8 protein-coding genes and 1 tRNA gene are annotated in these 15,603 nt (G+C 67.6%); 3 read left to right on the top strand and 6 right to left on the bottom strand.

Going from position 1 to position 15,603, the window contains the following annotated elements:
* Positions 1 to 20 precede the first annotated feature (20 nt).
* From G6N35_RS23920 to G6N35_RS23900, 5 genes are all read right to left on the bottom strand, one after another.
* The gene (locus G6N35_RS23920; RefSeq protein ID WP_163806742.1) at positions 21 to 452 is read right to left on the bottom strand and encodes a hypothetical protein; all 432 of its coding nucleotides are present in this window, start codon (positions 450 to 452) and stop codon (positions 21 to 23) included.
* A gap of 82 nt (positions 453 to 534) precedes the next feature.
* Positions 535 to 4,434 (bottom strand): beta strand repeat-containing protein, encoded by a 3,900-nt coding sequence (locus G6N35_RS23915; protein ID WP_163806739.1) that lies wholly within the window; start codon positions 4,432 to 4,434, stop codon positions 535 to 537.
* A gap of 121 nt (positions 4,435 to 4,555) precedes the next feature.
* Positions 4,556 to 9,823: a beta strand repeat-containing protein gene (locus tag G6N35_RS23910; protein ID WP_163802238.1), complete on the bottom strand. Its 5,268-nt coding sequence runs from the start codon at positions 9,821 to 9,823 to the stop codon at positions 4,556 to 4,558.
* Between the two features lie 150 nt (positions 9,824 to 9,973).
* Complete coding sequence (locus tag G6N35_RS23905) at positions 9,974 to 11,428, bottom strand: beta strand repeat-containing protein (protein WP_163806737.1); 1,455 nt, start codon at positions 11,426 to 11,428, stop codon at positions 9,974 to 9,976.
* Between the two features lie 132 nt (positions 11,429 to 11,560).
* Positions 11,561 to 11,643: transfer RNA gene (locus G6N35_RS23900), tRNA-Tyr, on the bottom strand.
* Between the two features lie 98 nt (positions 11,644 to 11,741).
* On the opposite strand from G6N35_RS23900, the gene G6N35_RS23895 reads away from it, so the two are divergent.
* The 3 genes from G6N35_RS23895 (at position 11,742) to G6N35_RS23885 (ending at position 15,025) form a co-directional block, all read left to right on the top strand.
* Positions 11,742 to 12,233: a YajQ family cyclic di-GMP-binding protein gene (locus tag G6N35_RS23895; protein ID WP_163806735.1), complete on the top strand. Its 492-nt coding sequence runs from the start codon at positions 11,742 to 11,744 to the stop codon at positions 12,231 to 12,233.
* Between the two features lie 77 nt (positions 12,234 to 12,310).
* Positions 12,311 to 13,933: a flavin-containing monooxygenase gene (locus G6N35_RS23890; RefSeq protein WP_163806733.1), complete on the top strand. Its 1,623-nt coding sequence runs from the start codon at positions 12,311 to 12,313 to the stop codon at positions 13,931 to 13,933.
* A 66-nt stretch (positions 13,934 to 13,999) separates the two neighbouring features.
* Positions 14,000 to 15,025: an NAD(P)H-dependent glycerol-3-phosphate dehydrogenase gene (locus G6N35_RS23885; protein WP_163806731.1), complete on the top strand. Its 1,026-nt coding sequence runs from the start codon at positions 14,000 to 14,002 to the stop codon at positions 15,023 to 15,025.
* Here G6N35_RS23885 and G6N35_RS23880 read toward each other — a convergent pair.
* A complete protein-coding gene (locus G6N35_RS23880; RefSeq protein WP_179967414.1) occupies positions 15,022 to 15,567 on the bottom strand; it encodes a hypothetical protein in 546 nt (181 codons plus the stop codon). The genes G6N35_RS23885 and G6N35_RS23880 overlap by 4 nt on opposite strands.
* Positions 15,568 to 15,603: the final 36 nt, after the last annotated feature.

The following is a 15,603-nucleotide window of genomic DNA, read 5'->3' as shown; positions in this document are numbered from 1 at the left end:
GCGAGCAGTCCGCCACTCCCCTATCCCCCCGACTTCACCAACGTGATCGGGATCTGCTCCTGCCCGGGCCGGGTCATCTGGCACACGCCCTGCTGCACCACGTTGAGCTGACCATCCAGCGTCTGGGCATTCCAGACGAACTGCATGATGCCCTTGGTGGTGCTCTTGTCCGGGCACACCGGCACCAAGCCGCGCAGCGTCATCACCCAGGTGTGCCCGCCGCGGTAGTACGCCTGCCCGTCGATCGTCGAGGAATGCACATCGGACTCGCACCCGATCGAGACCTGGCTGCACTGCGGGGTGATGGTCCAGGTGTCCAGCTTGTTGTTGGGCCCCATCACGTCGTACGTGCCGGACAGGATGTCACCCTCGGCATGCGCCACCGGCGCACCGCCCAGCACCACCGCGCACATCAGCGCGCCCACCGAAGCCACCCGGCCGCCGGTCCTCATGCGAGCTTCCTCCCGGTTCGAGTCCGATCAAGATCTCCCGAACCGTATCCCACGCCCCTGCGGACCGGCAGTTAGAGGTTTTCTAACCAGCTGCCAGCGCCAGCTCCAGCGTCACCAACCGGTGTCCGCCGACAAAGCCACCGACGTCCACCGACGCCGCCCGCGGCAGGCCGCTGACCGCGGTGACCGCCGTGTCCAACTCGGCCGGCGCCGGCACCGGCTCGATCACGTAGAGCACCGAAGCGGAGCTGGCCGCGGGTGCGCCACCGAACAGGTTCCGCAGCCCGTTGACCAGCAACGTCAGCCCCGACGCCGCCCCGATCAGCACGGTCGCGGCCACCCCGACCACACCGCCGACGATGAAGCCGACCGGGTTGTCCCCCAGCAGCGACCCGATGCCCTGACCCACAGCCATGCCGAAGGCGATCTGCAGCTGCGGGCTGCCGATCACCGCGTTGATCACCGTGTTGATCGCGTCTGCCGGCGGCAGCCCGTTGGCGATCGAGACGGTCAGGTTGGTCAGCAAGGTCTGGGCCGCAGAATTGTCGAGCAGCGAGTCGAGCGCCCCTTGGGTCACCTGCCCGACCACCGGGCCCAAACCCGACGGAAGCGCCTTGCTGATCAGCTCCTTGGCGGCCCCACCGACGGCGTACTGCACGGCCGGCACATCCAGCGTCGCCTTGAGTACCTGGGCCACCACTGCGTCGATGGCCGTCTTGATCGCCGGGGTGGCCGCCAGCCCGCCCAGCGCCGCCTGAAGCACCGCGGGCAGCGGAGCACCGTCGAGCACCGTGGCCACGATCAAGCTGGCCGCAGCCGACAGCGCGGCCGGCACCCCGGTCTGGCCGAAGAAGGTACTGAGCGCCCCGCCCACGGCAGCGGCGAGATCGGCAGCGGCCGACGGATCGGCCAGGACGCCGACGATCACCGGCCCGTAAGTCGAGCCGAGCAGCCCGCCGACCAATGCCTGCACCTGCGGATCACCTGCCAGCTGCGTCACCAGCGAGGCGGCCGCCGACCCGAGCGCCGAGATCAGCGCGGTATCGGTCACCACCGAGTTCACAATGTTGCCAGCAGTCGCGGCCAGCGCAGTACGGATGGCCGAATTCGCTTGTAGCGCAGCCAGTGCAGTCTGGATGACGCTTCCGGGGCTGGTGCCACTGACCAGGGCGACCGCCGCGTTCTGCGCCGCCGACACCAGGGCCGTCACCACACCGGTCTGGCCGAGGAATGCCGTGAGCACCGAGCCGGTCAACCCGCCGAGTTCGTCACTGACAACCGAATTGGCCAGCAGGCCCGCAACCGCGCTACCCACCGCGTCGGCGATCTGCTGCCCACCCGGCTGACTACCCAGCGCCGAGGCCAGGAAGTCCGCGACCTGCTCGCCGATCAGGTTCGCCACCGCCGAATCGCCGACGATCCCGGACACCACGTCGGAGACGACGTTGCCCAGCGCCGAAAGAAGACCCGGTGCGGTCAGCAGCGTCTGGACCACATCGTGGACCACCGGGCCGACGACATCGGTCACCTCGGTCTTCAGCGACGGCCACGCGCTCGTCAGCGCCGCCAGCAGATCCTGCCCTCCGATCAGCTTCGGCAGCACCGCGTCGATCACGTGAGCGAGCACCACCGGAACCTGGTCATACCCCAACGCCGCACCGAGAACCGATAGGAGCCCTTGTACCGCAGCGGTATTCGCCAGTAGGTTCTGCACCGCGCCGCCTACCGCGGTCCCGACGGCGGATCCGAGCGCTCCCCCGCCCAGCGCGGAACCCAGCTTCTGCTGGATCTCCGCCGCGACCCAGGCCCGCACCGAGGTGTTCCCGGCCAGCTGGGTGACCAGGGTGCTCACACTGCTGCCCAGCGCGCCCCGCACGTCGCCCGAGCTCAGCAAGAACAACACCGCGTTGCCGAGCGTGGTGCCCACGCCGTCCTGGAAGCCGTTGTCGGCCAACAAGGTCTGCAATGCGGTCGCGATGGCCGTCTGCGGGTTGCCGTCGCCACCCAGCGCGGTGGCCACCGAGCTGGCGAAGGTACCGAGCGCGTCGGCCACACCGGTCTGGCACAGCAGGCCACTGCAGCGGACGTCGGTTCCGAACGGGACGAGGCCGACCAGTCCCCCGAACACCGACGCCAACGCCCCGTCCACACCCGGATTGGTCAACAACCCGGTCAGCGACGTGCCGATCGCGGTGCCGATCGTCGTCGCGACGGTGCCGCCACCAAGTGCCGCGGTCACCGACTGGCCGAGCGCCCCACCGAGGAATGTCACGAACGCCGTCGACGGGCTTCCCGCCCATGACGGGCTGCTGACCCCGGTCAGCACGTTGACCGCGGTCGAGATGCCGCTGGACAGCGCGCTCTGCAACCGGCCGTCGGCCAGGAACGTCGGCAGATCGGTGCCCAAGGCGCCGGCGCTCTGCGCAATATCCTGACTGATCAGGTCGTTGAGGGTGTAGCCCGGCTCCGCCAGGTGCGCAGCGAGGTCGACCAGACCCCACCCATTGGGAATCAGCGTCAGGCTTTGGAAGAACGTGCCGAAGGCGTTCTGGAAGTTGGTGTCGCTCAACACCGTCTGGACCAGGGCCCCGACGGCAGTCCCGACCACGAAGGCGGCCTGGCCGGGCACCCCGGCCGCGTTCACCACGTTGGCGACCTTGGTCACCACGTAGTTCAGGAAGTCCTGATTGCTCGCCAGGGTGGAGAGAGCTTCGTTGACCGAGTCGTTGAAGTAATGGTCGCCGAACAACTGGACCGCGACGGGGATGAAGGCATCGGCCGCGGCCTGGGTGGACGGGCTGAGACCGGCGTAGTTGATGCCGGTCTTGATCAGGTCGGTCAATGCAGGCGCGACGACGTCATTCCAGAAGGAGAAGTCCCCCGGGTCCACGGTCACCGTGGTCGGAGTCAGGGTGGTGTTGCCGTTCAGCGCCGTAGCCGGGGCGACGACACCGCCTACCACCGCGGCGGAGCCGGGCGTGCCGTTCTTGCCCTTGGCGCCGAGGAATCCGGCGGCCCCGCCCTTGCCGCCCGGGGCGGTGCCACTCGCGCCGTTACCGCCGTCGCCCCCGTTGCCGGCGATCAACCCGCCCCGGCCGCCATCGCCTCCCGCACCGCCGTTGATGCCGTCGACACCCTCGCCGCCTTTACCGCCGTTGCCGAGGAAGCCGGCTGCGCCACCGTCACCGCCGGCGAACCCGTTGCCGCCGTTGCCGATGAACCCGCCCTTGCCGCCGTTGCACGGGCCGCTCTGGCAGGCACCCTCATAGGAGGTGTAGGAGTAGCCGTTGCCGAAGAAGATGCCGGCGTCGGGATGGTCGGCGGTGCCGTCCCCGACGAAGAACCGGATGAACGCATCCACCGGGTCCACGACCGTGAGGGAGGCGACGGGCTGGCCGGTGGTCACGATGGCGGCGGCGGGCGCCACCGTGGTGGAGTTGGTGGTCTCGCGTCGACTGACGGCCAGTGCGGCCCAGGCCAGCGGCCCGGTGAAGGCACCGAGCGGGTCGCCGCCCCCGCCGGTCAGCCAGTCCAGCGGCCCACGCGGAGTGGTCGACAAGGACCCCCGCGGGGTCGCTGCGGTGAGCACCGGGGCCGTGGTCTCGGTGGCCGGCACGTCGGCACCGACGGTAGGCGAAATCTCTTTCACGGCAACCGGACTGGGCTCCGGGGTGACGCTGTCGGTGGCTCCCAGGTGAATCCGGCGCGCGGAGGCCGCGGCACCGGATTCGGCGCTGACGGCGCCGGCCGGCTTGGCCGTGGTGCTCCCCTTGCCGTTGCCCGACGCCGAGGAGGCGCTGCCCGGCGTGCTCTTGGCCGCGGCCTTGCGGGCGCTGTGCGCCACCGACCCGGAACTCCCCGAATCACCTGAACCGGTGTCGGCAGCGGCGACCGGCAGACCGGCGATCATCCCGCCGACCCCCAGTGCCACGGCCAGCGCACCAACCCGGCCAACATAGACGCTCTTGTGTCCAACTCCCATGGCCACGGCCCCCCGAATTTGACGCGTGAGAAAGATGTGTCTCTCAGGGATATCACAGCTACCGGCGCGCCGCCGCCGTTTGCTGATGGCAAGTAGCCGAACAGCAGGTGGCGGGGTGCGCTCAGGCCACAGCCACCTGGATCAGGAATGCCGGAATGTCAGTCGACGTCGCCTGCCGCAGCTCGGCACCCCGCCCGTCGCCGAGGATCGGCACCGGAGGCACGGCCGCCGCCGGTTCGATGAGCAGCAGGCTGTTGCCCGCGCGGACGGGTGGCCCGCCGGTCAACAGCGCAGCGACTTTTTCGATCAGCAACGCGGTACTGGCGGTGAGGCCAATCACGAATGCGGCGCCGACCCCGACGACGTTGCCGACGAAGTAGCCGATCGGGTTGTCGCCGAATAGGGAGCCGACGCCGCGACCGATGGCAAAGCCGAAGGCGTACTGCAGGTTCGGGGTGGTGATGACGGCCTGCAGGACGGTGGCAGCGAGCTGATCCGTCGGAGTCCCGGTGAGTGCGTCGAAGGCCAGCTGACTCAGCAGAGTGCGCACGGACGGATCCGACAGCAAGGAGTCGACGGCTGCCTTGGCCACGCCGCCCAATGCCGAATCCAGCAGCGGGTTGCTCAGGATTGTTCCCTTGAGCAGGTCGTCCACCAGGTCGCCCACCGCCGTGCTGATCGCCTGCTGCACAGCGGGCCGGGCCAATACCGCCTTGAGCGCTTCAGGAGCCACGTCGGAAATCGCCTTGGTGATCACCGGATTGTTCTCCAGCGACGCCAGTGCGTCCTGCACCGCCGCATCGATGCCACTGCCGGCGAACAGGTCGGTGACCAACAGGACCGCGGCGGACGACAGCGCCCCTGCCACCCCGGTCTGCGCCAGCACGCCGCTGAGCAGGGAACCGAGGCCGACGGCCAGGTCGCGCGCCGCGTCCGGGGTGGCGAGCAGGCCAACGACGACCGGTCCGTACGTGGGCCCCAGCAGATCGTTGACGTAGGCCTGGACAGCAGGGTTGGGCGCCAGGCGCGCCACCACCTCAGTCAGGCTTGACGCGAGCGCCGACACCAGACCCGTATCGGTCACCAGTGCCGACACCACGCTGCCGACCGCGCTCTTGACCGCGGTGACAAAGGCCTGATCCGAAACAAGGCCTTGCCATGCCGTGGCCAGCGCCGCACTTGACGTAGCCCCGGACAGCAGCGCTGTCACAACCGTTTTGGCTGCCTGCGACAAGGCCGCTGGAATGCCCTGCGTGCCAACGAAGTCCGACAGGGCCCCGCCGACCGCCGAGAGCAGGCCCTCGATGGCGGCGGAGTCGGCCAGGAGATGCTGCACCGCAACGCTGACTGCCGAAGCAACGGCTCCACCGATCGGAATGTCGTGCAGCGCCGAGTTGACGATGCCGGCCACCTCCTGGCCGACCCAGACGCGGACAGCGTCCTTGGCAGCAGCGCCTGCGAGTACATCGTTGATGAAGTCGCCCAGTGCGGGCAGCAGCCCCTGAGCGGTGAGGAACGTGTTCACGGCGGCACCCGCCGCGGCACCGAGAGCCTGCTGGAATGCGCTCGTGCCCAACAACTCCTGCACGGCAACCATCGGGTCGGTACCGGCGAGCACCGCCGACACGATGTGTCCGGCCGCCTCGGCGAGCGCGGCGGCGGCCCCTGGGGCGTTCACCAGAGTCGACAACGCCGAGCCCACGATCGACAGGACGCCATCGACGGCCGAGGTGTTGGCGAGCAAGCCCTGTACCGCACTACCCAGCACGTCACCGAATGCTGCCGCAGCAGTGCCACCACCCAATACCGTTGCGGCCCAGTCGTCGACCAGCTTCCCGACGAAGGCCTGGATCGCCGTGTTACCGGCGAGAGCCGAGACGACATCGGATACCTGCGCGCTGAGTCCATCCAGCACGGCGGCGTTGCCGAGCAGCGACGCCACCGCATCCTTCACCGCGGCGCCGACGCCGGCCTGGATGGCGTCACTGTCGACCAACGCCGACACGGCCGTGGCCACAGCCTGTGATGGGGTGACGCCGGAGGCCAGTTGCTGGACGAGGTCGCCTGCCACGCCGGCCAGGGCCGCCACGACACCGTCGTGGTCGAGCACTCCGGAGATGGCTGCGTCGAACACGTCCGCGAACCCGTCGACAACATCAGCGTTGCCCAGCAGGGCGGTCACGGCGTTACTGACTGTGGTGCTCGCGAACTCGCTGAATGCCGCTGCACCCGGAACGTCGGCGAGTTCGTCGGTCACCCATTGGCCGGCCAGTGCTGCCAGGGCGGCTACTCCGTCGTTTGACAGCGCGGTGCTGAGGAAGAGACTCGGCACCACTGCAAGCGCCGAGACAACGCCGGGTGTGGTGAACAGCGCTGAGAGCGCGTCGTTGGCGGCCGCGCCGAGACCAGTGGCGACTTGGCCCAGCAGGGCCGTCAGTGCCGCCTGTATCGTTGCGTCGGTAGCGGTTCCGTCGAGCAGGTCGGTGGCGAGTTGCTGGGCGGTCGCGATCAGGGCGGCCGGCACTCCCGTCGTGCCGAAGAGGCCGCTCACCGCGGCACTGACCGCTGCACTGAGACCTTGGCCGAACGCCGAATCCTGAAGCAACGCATTGATGGTCTGATCAACCGCCGCACCGATGGCGTTGCCCAGCGCGGAGTTGCCAAGCTGGTCGGACACCCACTGGCCAGCCAGCTGCGAGACATAGTCGGGCACCTCCGGTGACAGCAGGAGGCCGTCGACCAGGGCACCCGCGGCGGAAGCGAGGGCTTGTTGTACCCCGGATAGCTCCAACTGCGCTTGCAATTCATCGAGCACCGCGGTGACGGTGGCTGCGATCGTGGTACTGACGCCGGGGTCCGCCAAGAAAAGGTTCAGGGCATTCTGCGCGGCCACGTCGATTGCCGTCCCGTCGGCGACGGAGTTGATGAATTGTGTTGCAACGGACAGAAATTCGTCGACAGTGTCTTGGTTGAGGAAGGTGACCACGCCCGTGTGGACTATCGATGCAACCAATTGGCTTATCGAGTCGTTGGCCAGCAGCGCGTCCACTGCCTGTTCGACGGCGTAGCCGACTGCGCTGCTCAATCCGGCGAGCGATGGATTCTTGCTGAGTTCAGTCTCAACGAGTTGACCAAGCCACTGGCCGGCGTAGGACTTCACGTCGGGATCGACCAGCAACCCTCCCACCAGTTGACTTAAGGAGGCACCGAGGAGTTGTTGGACATCGGGGTTACCCAACAGATCGTTCCCCGCGGCGTCCAATGCGGCGATCAGGGTGGGTGCCAGCGCAGCCGTCACGGAGGGGTTGGTCTCGAAGTCGGCGACCGCGGAGGTGGTTCCATCTATCAGGCCCTTGATGAGGGTCTGTACTGCACCGGCGATTCCGTTCTGCGCGAGGAATGCGCCGAGGCCGCCGCTGACCACCGCACTCAACCCGCTACCCACATCGACACCGAGCTCACCGTCGGCGGTAAGGAAGGTCTGCAGCGCGAGGCCGATCTGTGTAGCAACACCCAACCCGATTGGGCCCCCGCCCAGCGCCGAAGTCAGCGAGGGAACGATCAGCTGATTCACAGTCCAACCGAACTCATCGGCCTCGTCGACCGAGATCGCGCCGTCAGCGGGTGACTGCGCTCCAAGCAGCACCCGAACGAAGGTCGCCGCAGTCTCGGCGAGAGTGATCTGAACTTCACTGTCACCCAGAGCAATTCCGACTTCGTTTCCGATCTTTTCACCGCCGATCGCTTTGAGGATGTCGACGAGGCTGCCATCTCCCTCAACAAGATCCTTCAACGTATCCAGGAGGTCGTCGGGCAGGCCCTCCAACAGCTTCGCGGTGTAATGCCGAACCGCGTCATCGCTGAATAACACCACCACCGCGGTGGCAACCGCGTTCCCGATGATGTTGGCGACTTCCTGCTGCGCCGTTGCCGGCGTCGAGATGACCGCCAGAGCGGGTTCGACGGCGGCCGCGACCGTTTCGGCGACGTAGGTGACGAACGTCGAATCCTGCACGATGTCGAGGATGTCGGACTTGATCTCGCCGGTGTCATCGACAAGTGCCCACGCGAAGATCGCCACCAGCTTCTCGATGATGTACGCCGAGAGACTCGCTTGCACCTGCACCGGTGTCGTGACCGGCGTCGTCACCGCGTCCGCCGACAGCGCCACCGCGGCACCGCCAGGCGATCCGGATATCAGCCCACCCTTGCCCCCGGCACCACCGGCGCCGTCGTTTGCCGGACCACTGCTCGCCGTTCCCCCAGCTCCCCCGGCCCCACCGTTGCCGACTAGCACGGCACTGCGGCCACCGGAACCACCTGCGCCACCGGCACTTACCCCGTCGCCACCATTGCCGCCTGCGCCGCCGTTGCCCTTGATGAACCCGCCATCACCGCCGTCACCGCCACGTCCACCTGCTCCGGAGGTCACCGTGACTCCGTCACCGCCGCGGCCGCCGTCGCCCATCAACAGGCCACCCCGGCCACCGTCGCCGCCAGCACCATTGTTGATGCCGACCACACCCTGGCCGCCGGCACCACCGTTGCCGATCAACACCGCCGCGCCACCGGCACCACCGGCGAAACCGTTGCCGCCGTTGCCAATCAGGCCTGCCCTGCCGCCGTTGCACGGCCCGCTCTGGCACGCCCCCTCGTAGCCGGTGTAGCTGTAGCCGTTGCCGTAGAGGATGCCGGCGTCGGGATGATCGGCAGTGCCGTCGCCGACGAAGATGCGGAGGAATGCGGCCAACGGATCGACCGCGACCACGGAGGCAACCGGCTGGCTGGTGGTCACGGTGGCCGCTGCGGGGGCAACCGTCACTGCACCTGTGGTCTCGCGTCGGCTAACCGCCAGCGCCGCCCACGCCAGCGGACCCGTCAGCGCGGCGAGCGGATCATTGCCCGCGGCCAGCCAATCCGACGCGGCGCCGGGCTTGGCCGACAAGGATCCCCGAGGGCCAGCTGCGGTGAGCACCGGAGCCGAGGGCACAGTCGGCTCGGCCACCGGGCTGTCGACCGCGGGTGTCTGCGCGTCGGCGGCCGGCTCCGCGTCCGGCTCGGGCTCAGACGTCGTGCTCTCGGTGGCGCCGGTGTGGATGCGACGTGCGGATGTGGCTCCGGTGACAACCGTGCCGGCCGCGGCGCCGGGCTTGGCCGATCCCGATGTGGTGCGCCCGCCGCCGGCCGTGGCCGATGCCTTGGCGGGTGCGCTCTTGCGGGCGCTGTGCCCGACCGAGGTGTGCCCGTTATCGGGCGCCGAGGAGGCCGGTGACTCGGATCCGGTGTCGGCTGTGGCTACCGGTAGGCCGGCGATCCATCCGCCGACTCCCAGCGCGACGGCCAGCGCACCGACCCGCCCGACGTATACGTGCTTGTTTCCAGCCCCCATGCCGCCACCCCAATTTTGACGCACAAGAAAATACGTTTCACAGGGATACCACAGCTGTGGATACCCCGCTGCCATTTAATGATGGCGAACAAGAGAACGGCCGGTGCCCACCGCTTGACGCGGACACCGGCCGTTCTACGAGATCAGCAGTTACTGATTGCCGCGCTTGCTTCCGCCGGTCGAGGAGCCCGAAGACCCGGAGCCGCTCTTGCCCGCCGCCGCACTCTTGGGCCCCTTATTGCTCTGCGGGCCGACCGCCGAGGCACCGCCGACGCGGAACTGATTGATCGCGATGCCGGGGCCCGACTTGGTAACCGTCTGGCCGGTGGTCACCACGGTTCCGGCGAGCGTCAGCGGTCCGGGCCCGGCCGTCACGTTGTTGCCGCCACCCAGGAAGTTGAAGCCGGCAGTGAAGTTGCCGCCGGGGCCGCCTGAGGTGATGGTGTTGCCGTTACCGAGCGCGTTGAGCACGGTGTTCCAGTTACTTCCGGGCCCACCCGCAGTCAGGATGTTGTTGCTGCCGATGATGTTGCGCACCGAGTTCAGCGTCCCGCCGCCGGTGGTGAGCTTGTTGTTGTCCCCACCCAACAGATTGCTGGCCGCATTGTTGATGCCGCCCGAGACTTCCACGAGATTGTTCGTGCCGAAGATGTTCTGCGCGGTGCTGGCGTTGCCGCCGGTGACGTCCACCTGGTTGCCGTTGCCGAACAGGGTGCGGGCCGCGTTCTGGTAGCCGCCGTTGACCGAGACGCTGTTGCCGTCGCCGAACAGGCTGCGACCCCAGTTCAAGTAGCCACCGAACGTCGAAACGGTGTTGTTACTGCCCAAGATGCTGCTGGCGGTGTTGAAGAGGCTGCCATAGGTGGCGACAGTGTTGGCATTGCCCAGGATGCTGGTGGCCCAGTTGAAGATGCCGCCCTGCGCCGACACGGTGTTGTTGCTACCGAACAAGTTCGTCGCCAGGTTGATCACCGATCCCGCCCCCGAGAGGCCGGACTCGACGGCGTTGTTGCTACCGCCGACATTCGTGGCGATGCCGAACTGGCCAGCCGACGTCACATGCATGCTGGTCGGATTCCCGGCCGTCCCGGTACCGAAGAGGTTGATGGCCACGTTGCCGCCGGCACCGGTGCCGCCAGCCGTCACGGTGCTGCTGTTGGCCGGGGCCCAGGGCGCGGTGACGTTCAAGGCGATGTTGGCGCCGATGTTGCCGAACAGACCCGAGCCCTTGGTGATGGCGGAGCCGTTGGGGCCAAGCTGGGTGGCGAAGGCGAACAGACCACCGGCGTTGGCCGCCGATCCGTCGCCGACGGCGGTGGCGAAGGTGAAGGCATCGCTGGTAGTGGCGGCGGAGTTGGTTCCGAGGGCGAAGGCCGCGCCGAACAATCCGGTGGCGTTGGCGGTAGCGCCGTTGCCGATCGCGATCGCGATGCTCAGCGGGGTGCTGGTGCAGTCAGCGCTGTTGCCCAGGCCGAAGAACGACGCGCACGAGGCGTTGGCGGTGGGCGCCGATCCCATAGCGGCCGCGGCGAGCAGCCCGGTGGTGGCGGCCCCGGCCGCCAGGAAGCTGGTGATCGCGGCACGAGACTTCGCGGTGGTGGCCATGCTGACGGTTCCCCTCTGATCAATTGACGTCCGGGCAGAATCGTAGAGGGCACAACTGGGAAACGCAGACGGACCCAGGAAATGGGCTCGCCGCAATGCAATCAAGCCCGTCAAAGACGGGCTTGAAGTGTGTGGCAGGTACAGGATTCGAACCTGTGTAGGCTTCCGCCGACGGATTTACAGTCCGCTCCCATTGGCCGCTCGGGCAACCTGCCGGGTGCTCCACACCGGGGACCGGTTTGGTGCGACTAGCAGGGTACAACGAGGATGTACCCCAAACACAAACCGGCCGATCACACCGAGGAGGGGTCCAATGGCGGATTCATCGTTCGACATCGTCAGCAAGGTCGACCGCCAGGAGGTCGACAACGCGTTGAACCAGGCGGCCAAGGAGCTGTCCACCCGGTTCGACTTCCGTGGCACCGACACCACGATCGCCTGGAAGGGCGAGGAGGTCATCGAGATCGTCAGCTCCACCGAAGAGCGGGTCACCGCGGCCATCGACGTCTTCAAAGAGAAGCTGATCCGTCGCGACATCTCCATGAAGGCATTCGACGCCGGCGAGCCCCAGGCCAGCGGGAAGACCTACAAGGTGAGCGGCACCCTCAAGCAGGGCATCGATCAGGAGAACGCCAAGAAGATCAACAAGCTGATCCGCGACGAGGGGCCCAAGGGCGTCAAGACCCAGGTTCAGGGCGACGAGATCCGGGTGTCGTCGAAGAAGCGGGACGACCTGCAGGCCGTCATCGCGCTCCTCAAGGGCGCCGACCTGGACGTCGCGCTGCAGTTCGTCAACTACCGGTAGGACGGGTCTCCCCCAACTCGTCGGTCAGTGCCTAGTGTGGTGACGGAGACCACACACCGCACGAAGTGAGGACCGCGATGACCGCCACCCCGGAGACCGCCGCGACGCCCACCGAACAAGACGGTGGCACCTACGACGTCGTCATCATTGGCGCCGGCTTCTCCGGGATCGGGGCGGCCTACCGGATCACCGAACGCAACCCCGGGGTCCGCTACGTCATCCTCGAGCGCCGTGAACGGATCGGCGGCACGTGGGACCTGTTCCGCTACCCCGGTGTGCGGTCGGACTCCTCGATCTTCAGCCTGTCGTGGCCGTGGGAGCCGTGGACCCGCAAGGAAGGTGTGGCCGACGGCGATCACATCCGCCAGTACATGGCCGACACCGCCGACAAACACGGCATCACCCCGCACATCCGGTTCGGCACGCACGTGATCTCCGCCGACTGGGATTCGTCGTCGGACACCTGGACGGTGCACGCCGACGAGGACGGCACGCGCACGACCTACCGCGGCCGGTTCGTGTTCTTCGGCTCCGGCTACTACAACTACGACGAGGGCTACACCCCGGAGTTCCCCGGCATCGAGACGTTCGCCGGCACCGTCGTCCACCCGCAGTTCTGGCCGGAGGACCTGGACTACACCGGCAAGAAGGTGGTGGTCATCGGCAGCGGCGCCACCGCGGTGTCGCTGCTGCCTGCGCTGGCCCGCACCGCCGCCAAGGTGACCATGCTGCAGCGCTCGCCGGGCTACCTGTTCTCCGGTTCGCGGGTGAACCCGGTCAACGAGGTGATTCGAACAGCGCTGCCGCGCAAGGCCTCTCACTTGATCGTCCGTTTCATCGCCACCCTGTTCGAGGGGTCGACGTGGCTGTTGTCACGGCGCGCACCGGAAGTGATGAAGAGCGTCATCCGGGCGCAGAACAAGAGTCTGCTGCCGCCGGGTTACCCCGTCGACGTGCACTTCAAGCCGCGCTACAACCCGTGGGATCAGCGGATGTGCCTGGTGACCGACGGCGACATGTTCGAGGCCATCTCCCAGGGCCGTGCCGAGGTGGTGACCGACCACATCGATCACTTCGACCAGACCGGAATCGTGGTGAAATCGGGCCGGCATCTGGACGCCGACATCATCGTCACTGCCACCGGCCTGCAGCTGCAGGCCCTCGGCGGGGTGCGAATCAGCTTGGACGGCAACGAGATCAAGCCACAGGACCGGTACTCCTACAAGGCACACATGCTCGAGGACGTGCCCAACCTGATCTGGTGTATCGGCTACACCAACGCCTCATGGACGCTGCGCGCCGATATGACAGCCCGCTCCACGGCCAAGCTGATGGAGTACATGAGGGCCAACGGGTTCACCCACGCCTCACCGCATCTGGGCGGCCAGCCGATCGCCGAGAAGCCGCTGTGGGACCTGCAGGCCGGCTACGTGCTGCGCAACCTGCACGCGCTGCCGAAGTCGGGTACCAAGCGGCCGTGGATCACCCGGCAGAACTACTGGGCCGACACGATCGATCACCACTTCATCGACAAGATCGGTGAGGACATGACGTTCGGCCGGGTGGGTTCGCCGCTGAGCACCGATGTCGCGGTACGCCCGATCGGCACCGGTGCCGGTAGGAAGGCTCTGGTGGCCTCCGGGGTCGCGGCAGCCGCGGTGTTCGCGGTGGCCCGGGCGCGACGGTCCAAGGCGGCCTAACAGTTCGGGTGACCCACCTTGGCGAACTCGCTGTAAACGGCCAGCCCCGGCAATAACCTAAACGCCATGACACCTGACCGCCGCGAACCCAATGTTGTCGTCCTCGGCGGAGGCTCCTGGGGAACCACCGTGGCCTCCATCTGTTCCCGCCGCGGCCCGACCCTGCAGTGGGTCCGCTCGGAGGAGACCGCCGAGGACATCAACAAGAACCACCGCAACTCCAAGTACCTCGGTGATGAGGTGGAGTTGTCCGAAACGCTGCGGGCGACTACCGATTTCGCCGAGGCGGCCAACTGCGCCGACGTGGTGGTGATGGGTGTGCCCAGTCATGGCTTCCGCGGCGTGCTCGCCGAACTGGGCAAGGAACTGCGGCCCTGGGTCCCCGTCGTCAGTCTGGTCAAGGGCCTCGAGCAGGGCACCAACATGCGGATGAGTCAGATCGTCGACGAGGTGCTCCCCGGCCACCCGGCCGGCATCCTGGCCGGACCCAACATCGCCAAAGAGGTCGCCGAGGGCTACGCGGCGGCCGCTGTGCTGGCTATGCCCGACCAGAACCTGGCATCCAATCTGGCGAAGATGTTCCGCACCAAGCGTTTCCGCACCTATACCACCGACGACGTGGTCGGTGTCGAGATGGCCGGCGCGCTGAAGAACGTCTACGCGATTGCCGTCGGTATGGGCTACTCGCTGGGCATCGGCGAGAACACCCGCGCCATGGTGATGGCCCGCGCCGTGCGCGAGATGTCCAAGCTCGGTGAAGCCGTCGGCGGCCAGCGCGACACCTTCTCCGGCCTGGCCGGCATGGGCGACCTCATCGTCACCTGCACCTCAAAGCGCTCCCGCAACCGCCACGTCGGCGAGCAGCTCGGCTCGGGCAAGACCGTACAGGAGATCATCGAGTCGATGAACCAGGTCGCCGAGGGCGTCAAAGCCGCGAGCGTGATCATGGAGTTCGCCGAGAAGTACGGCATCAGCATGCCGATCGCGCGTGAAGTCGACGCCGTCGTCAACCACGGCGCCACCGTCGAGGATGCCTACCGCGGACTGATGGCCGAGAAGCCCGGCCACGAAGTCCACGGCTCGCGCTTCTAGCCGGGGAACCCCGGGAAGTAGGGGTTGGTGCCCTTCGGCCGGTCCAGCATCGGACTGGGGCCGGAGGTAAAGGTGGCGGCCGGGCCGACGACGAAGCCCACCTGGTCGTGCTGGTTGACGCAGGCCACCACGCCGCCGCCGTCGACGCCGCAGCTGATGTCGCCGAAGCCGATGCGGGTGTTCGGCGGGAGCGCCTTGACCGCGCCCGCCGCGCCGAAGACCGGCTGAGCCGTCGTGGAGAAGCCCGGCTCGCCGGACGCACCCGCACTGACCAGGTTCGCACCGTCGGGCGCACCCGGCAACGGGCCGCTGCAGCCATAGGTGCTGTTCTGCTTGTTGATCACGCAGGTCACCCCGGGCGGGCCGGCGAAGGCGTACCAGTTGCCACCCATCGCGGAGTAGTCCACCGGGCTGACCGCGGTGTAGGCATTGATGTTGGGAAGCACGGGTGCCGGGGCAGGCGTCGGATCGGCGGCGGCGCTGGCCGCCAGACCGACCGCCGCGGAAGCGCCCAGCACGCCGATCAGGATTCTGCTCAGCATCACCACACCCTATTCAGTCGCGTTCTTGGTTGCACT

Source organism: Mycolicibacterium anyangense, from assembly GCF_010731855.1.
GTDB lineage: Bacteria > Actinomycetota > Actinomycetes > Mycobacteriales > Mycobacteriaceae > Mycobacterium > Mycobacterium anyangense.
This window is presented reverse-complemented; position numbering and strand designations above follow the sequence as displayed.

Coding starts and splice junctions, on each gene's coding strand:
- G6N35_RS23910 (WP_163802238.1), bottom strand. CDS start 9,823: ATGGGGGCTGGAAACAAGCACGTATACGTCGGGCGGGTCGGTGCGCTG.
- G6N35_RS23905 (WP_163806737.1), bottom strand. CDS start 11,428: ATGGCCACCACCGCGAAGTCTCGTGCCGCGATCACCAGCTTCCTGGCG.
- G6N35_RS23920 (WP_163806742.1), bottom strand. CDS start 452: ATGAGGACCGGCGGCCGGGTGGCTTCGGTGGGCGCGCTGATGTGCGCG.
- G6N35_RS23885 (WP_163806731.1), top strand. CDS start 14,000: ATGACACCTGACCGCCGCGAACCCAATGTTGTCGTCCTCGGCGGAGGC.
- G6N35_RS23895 (WP_163806735.1), top strand. CDS start 11,742: ATGGCGGATTCATCGTTCGACATCGTCAGCAAGGTCGACCGCCAGGAG.
- G6N35_RS23915 (WP_163806739.1), bottom strand. CDS start 4,434: ATGGGAGTTGGACACAAGAGCGTCTATGTTGGCCGGGTTGGTGCGCTG.
- G6N35_RS23890 (WP_163806733.1), top strand. CDS start 12,311: ATGACCGCCACCCCGGAGACCGCCGCGACGCCCACCGAACAAGACGGT.
- G6N35_RS23880 (WP_179967414.1), bottom strand. CDS start 15,567: ATGCTGAGCAGAATCCTGATCGGCGTGCTGGGCGCTTCCGCGGCGGTC.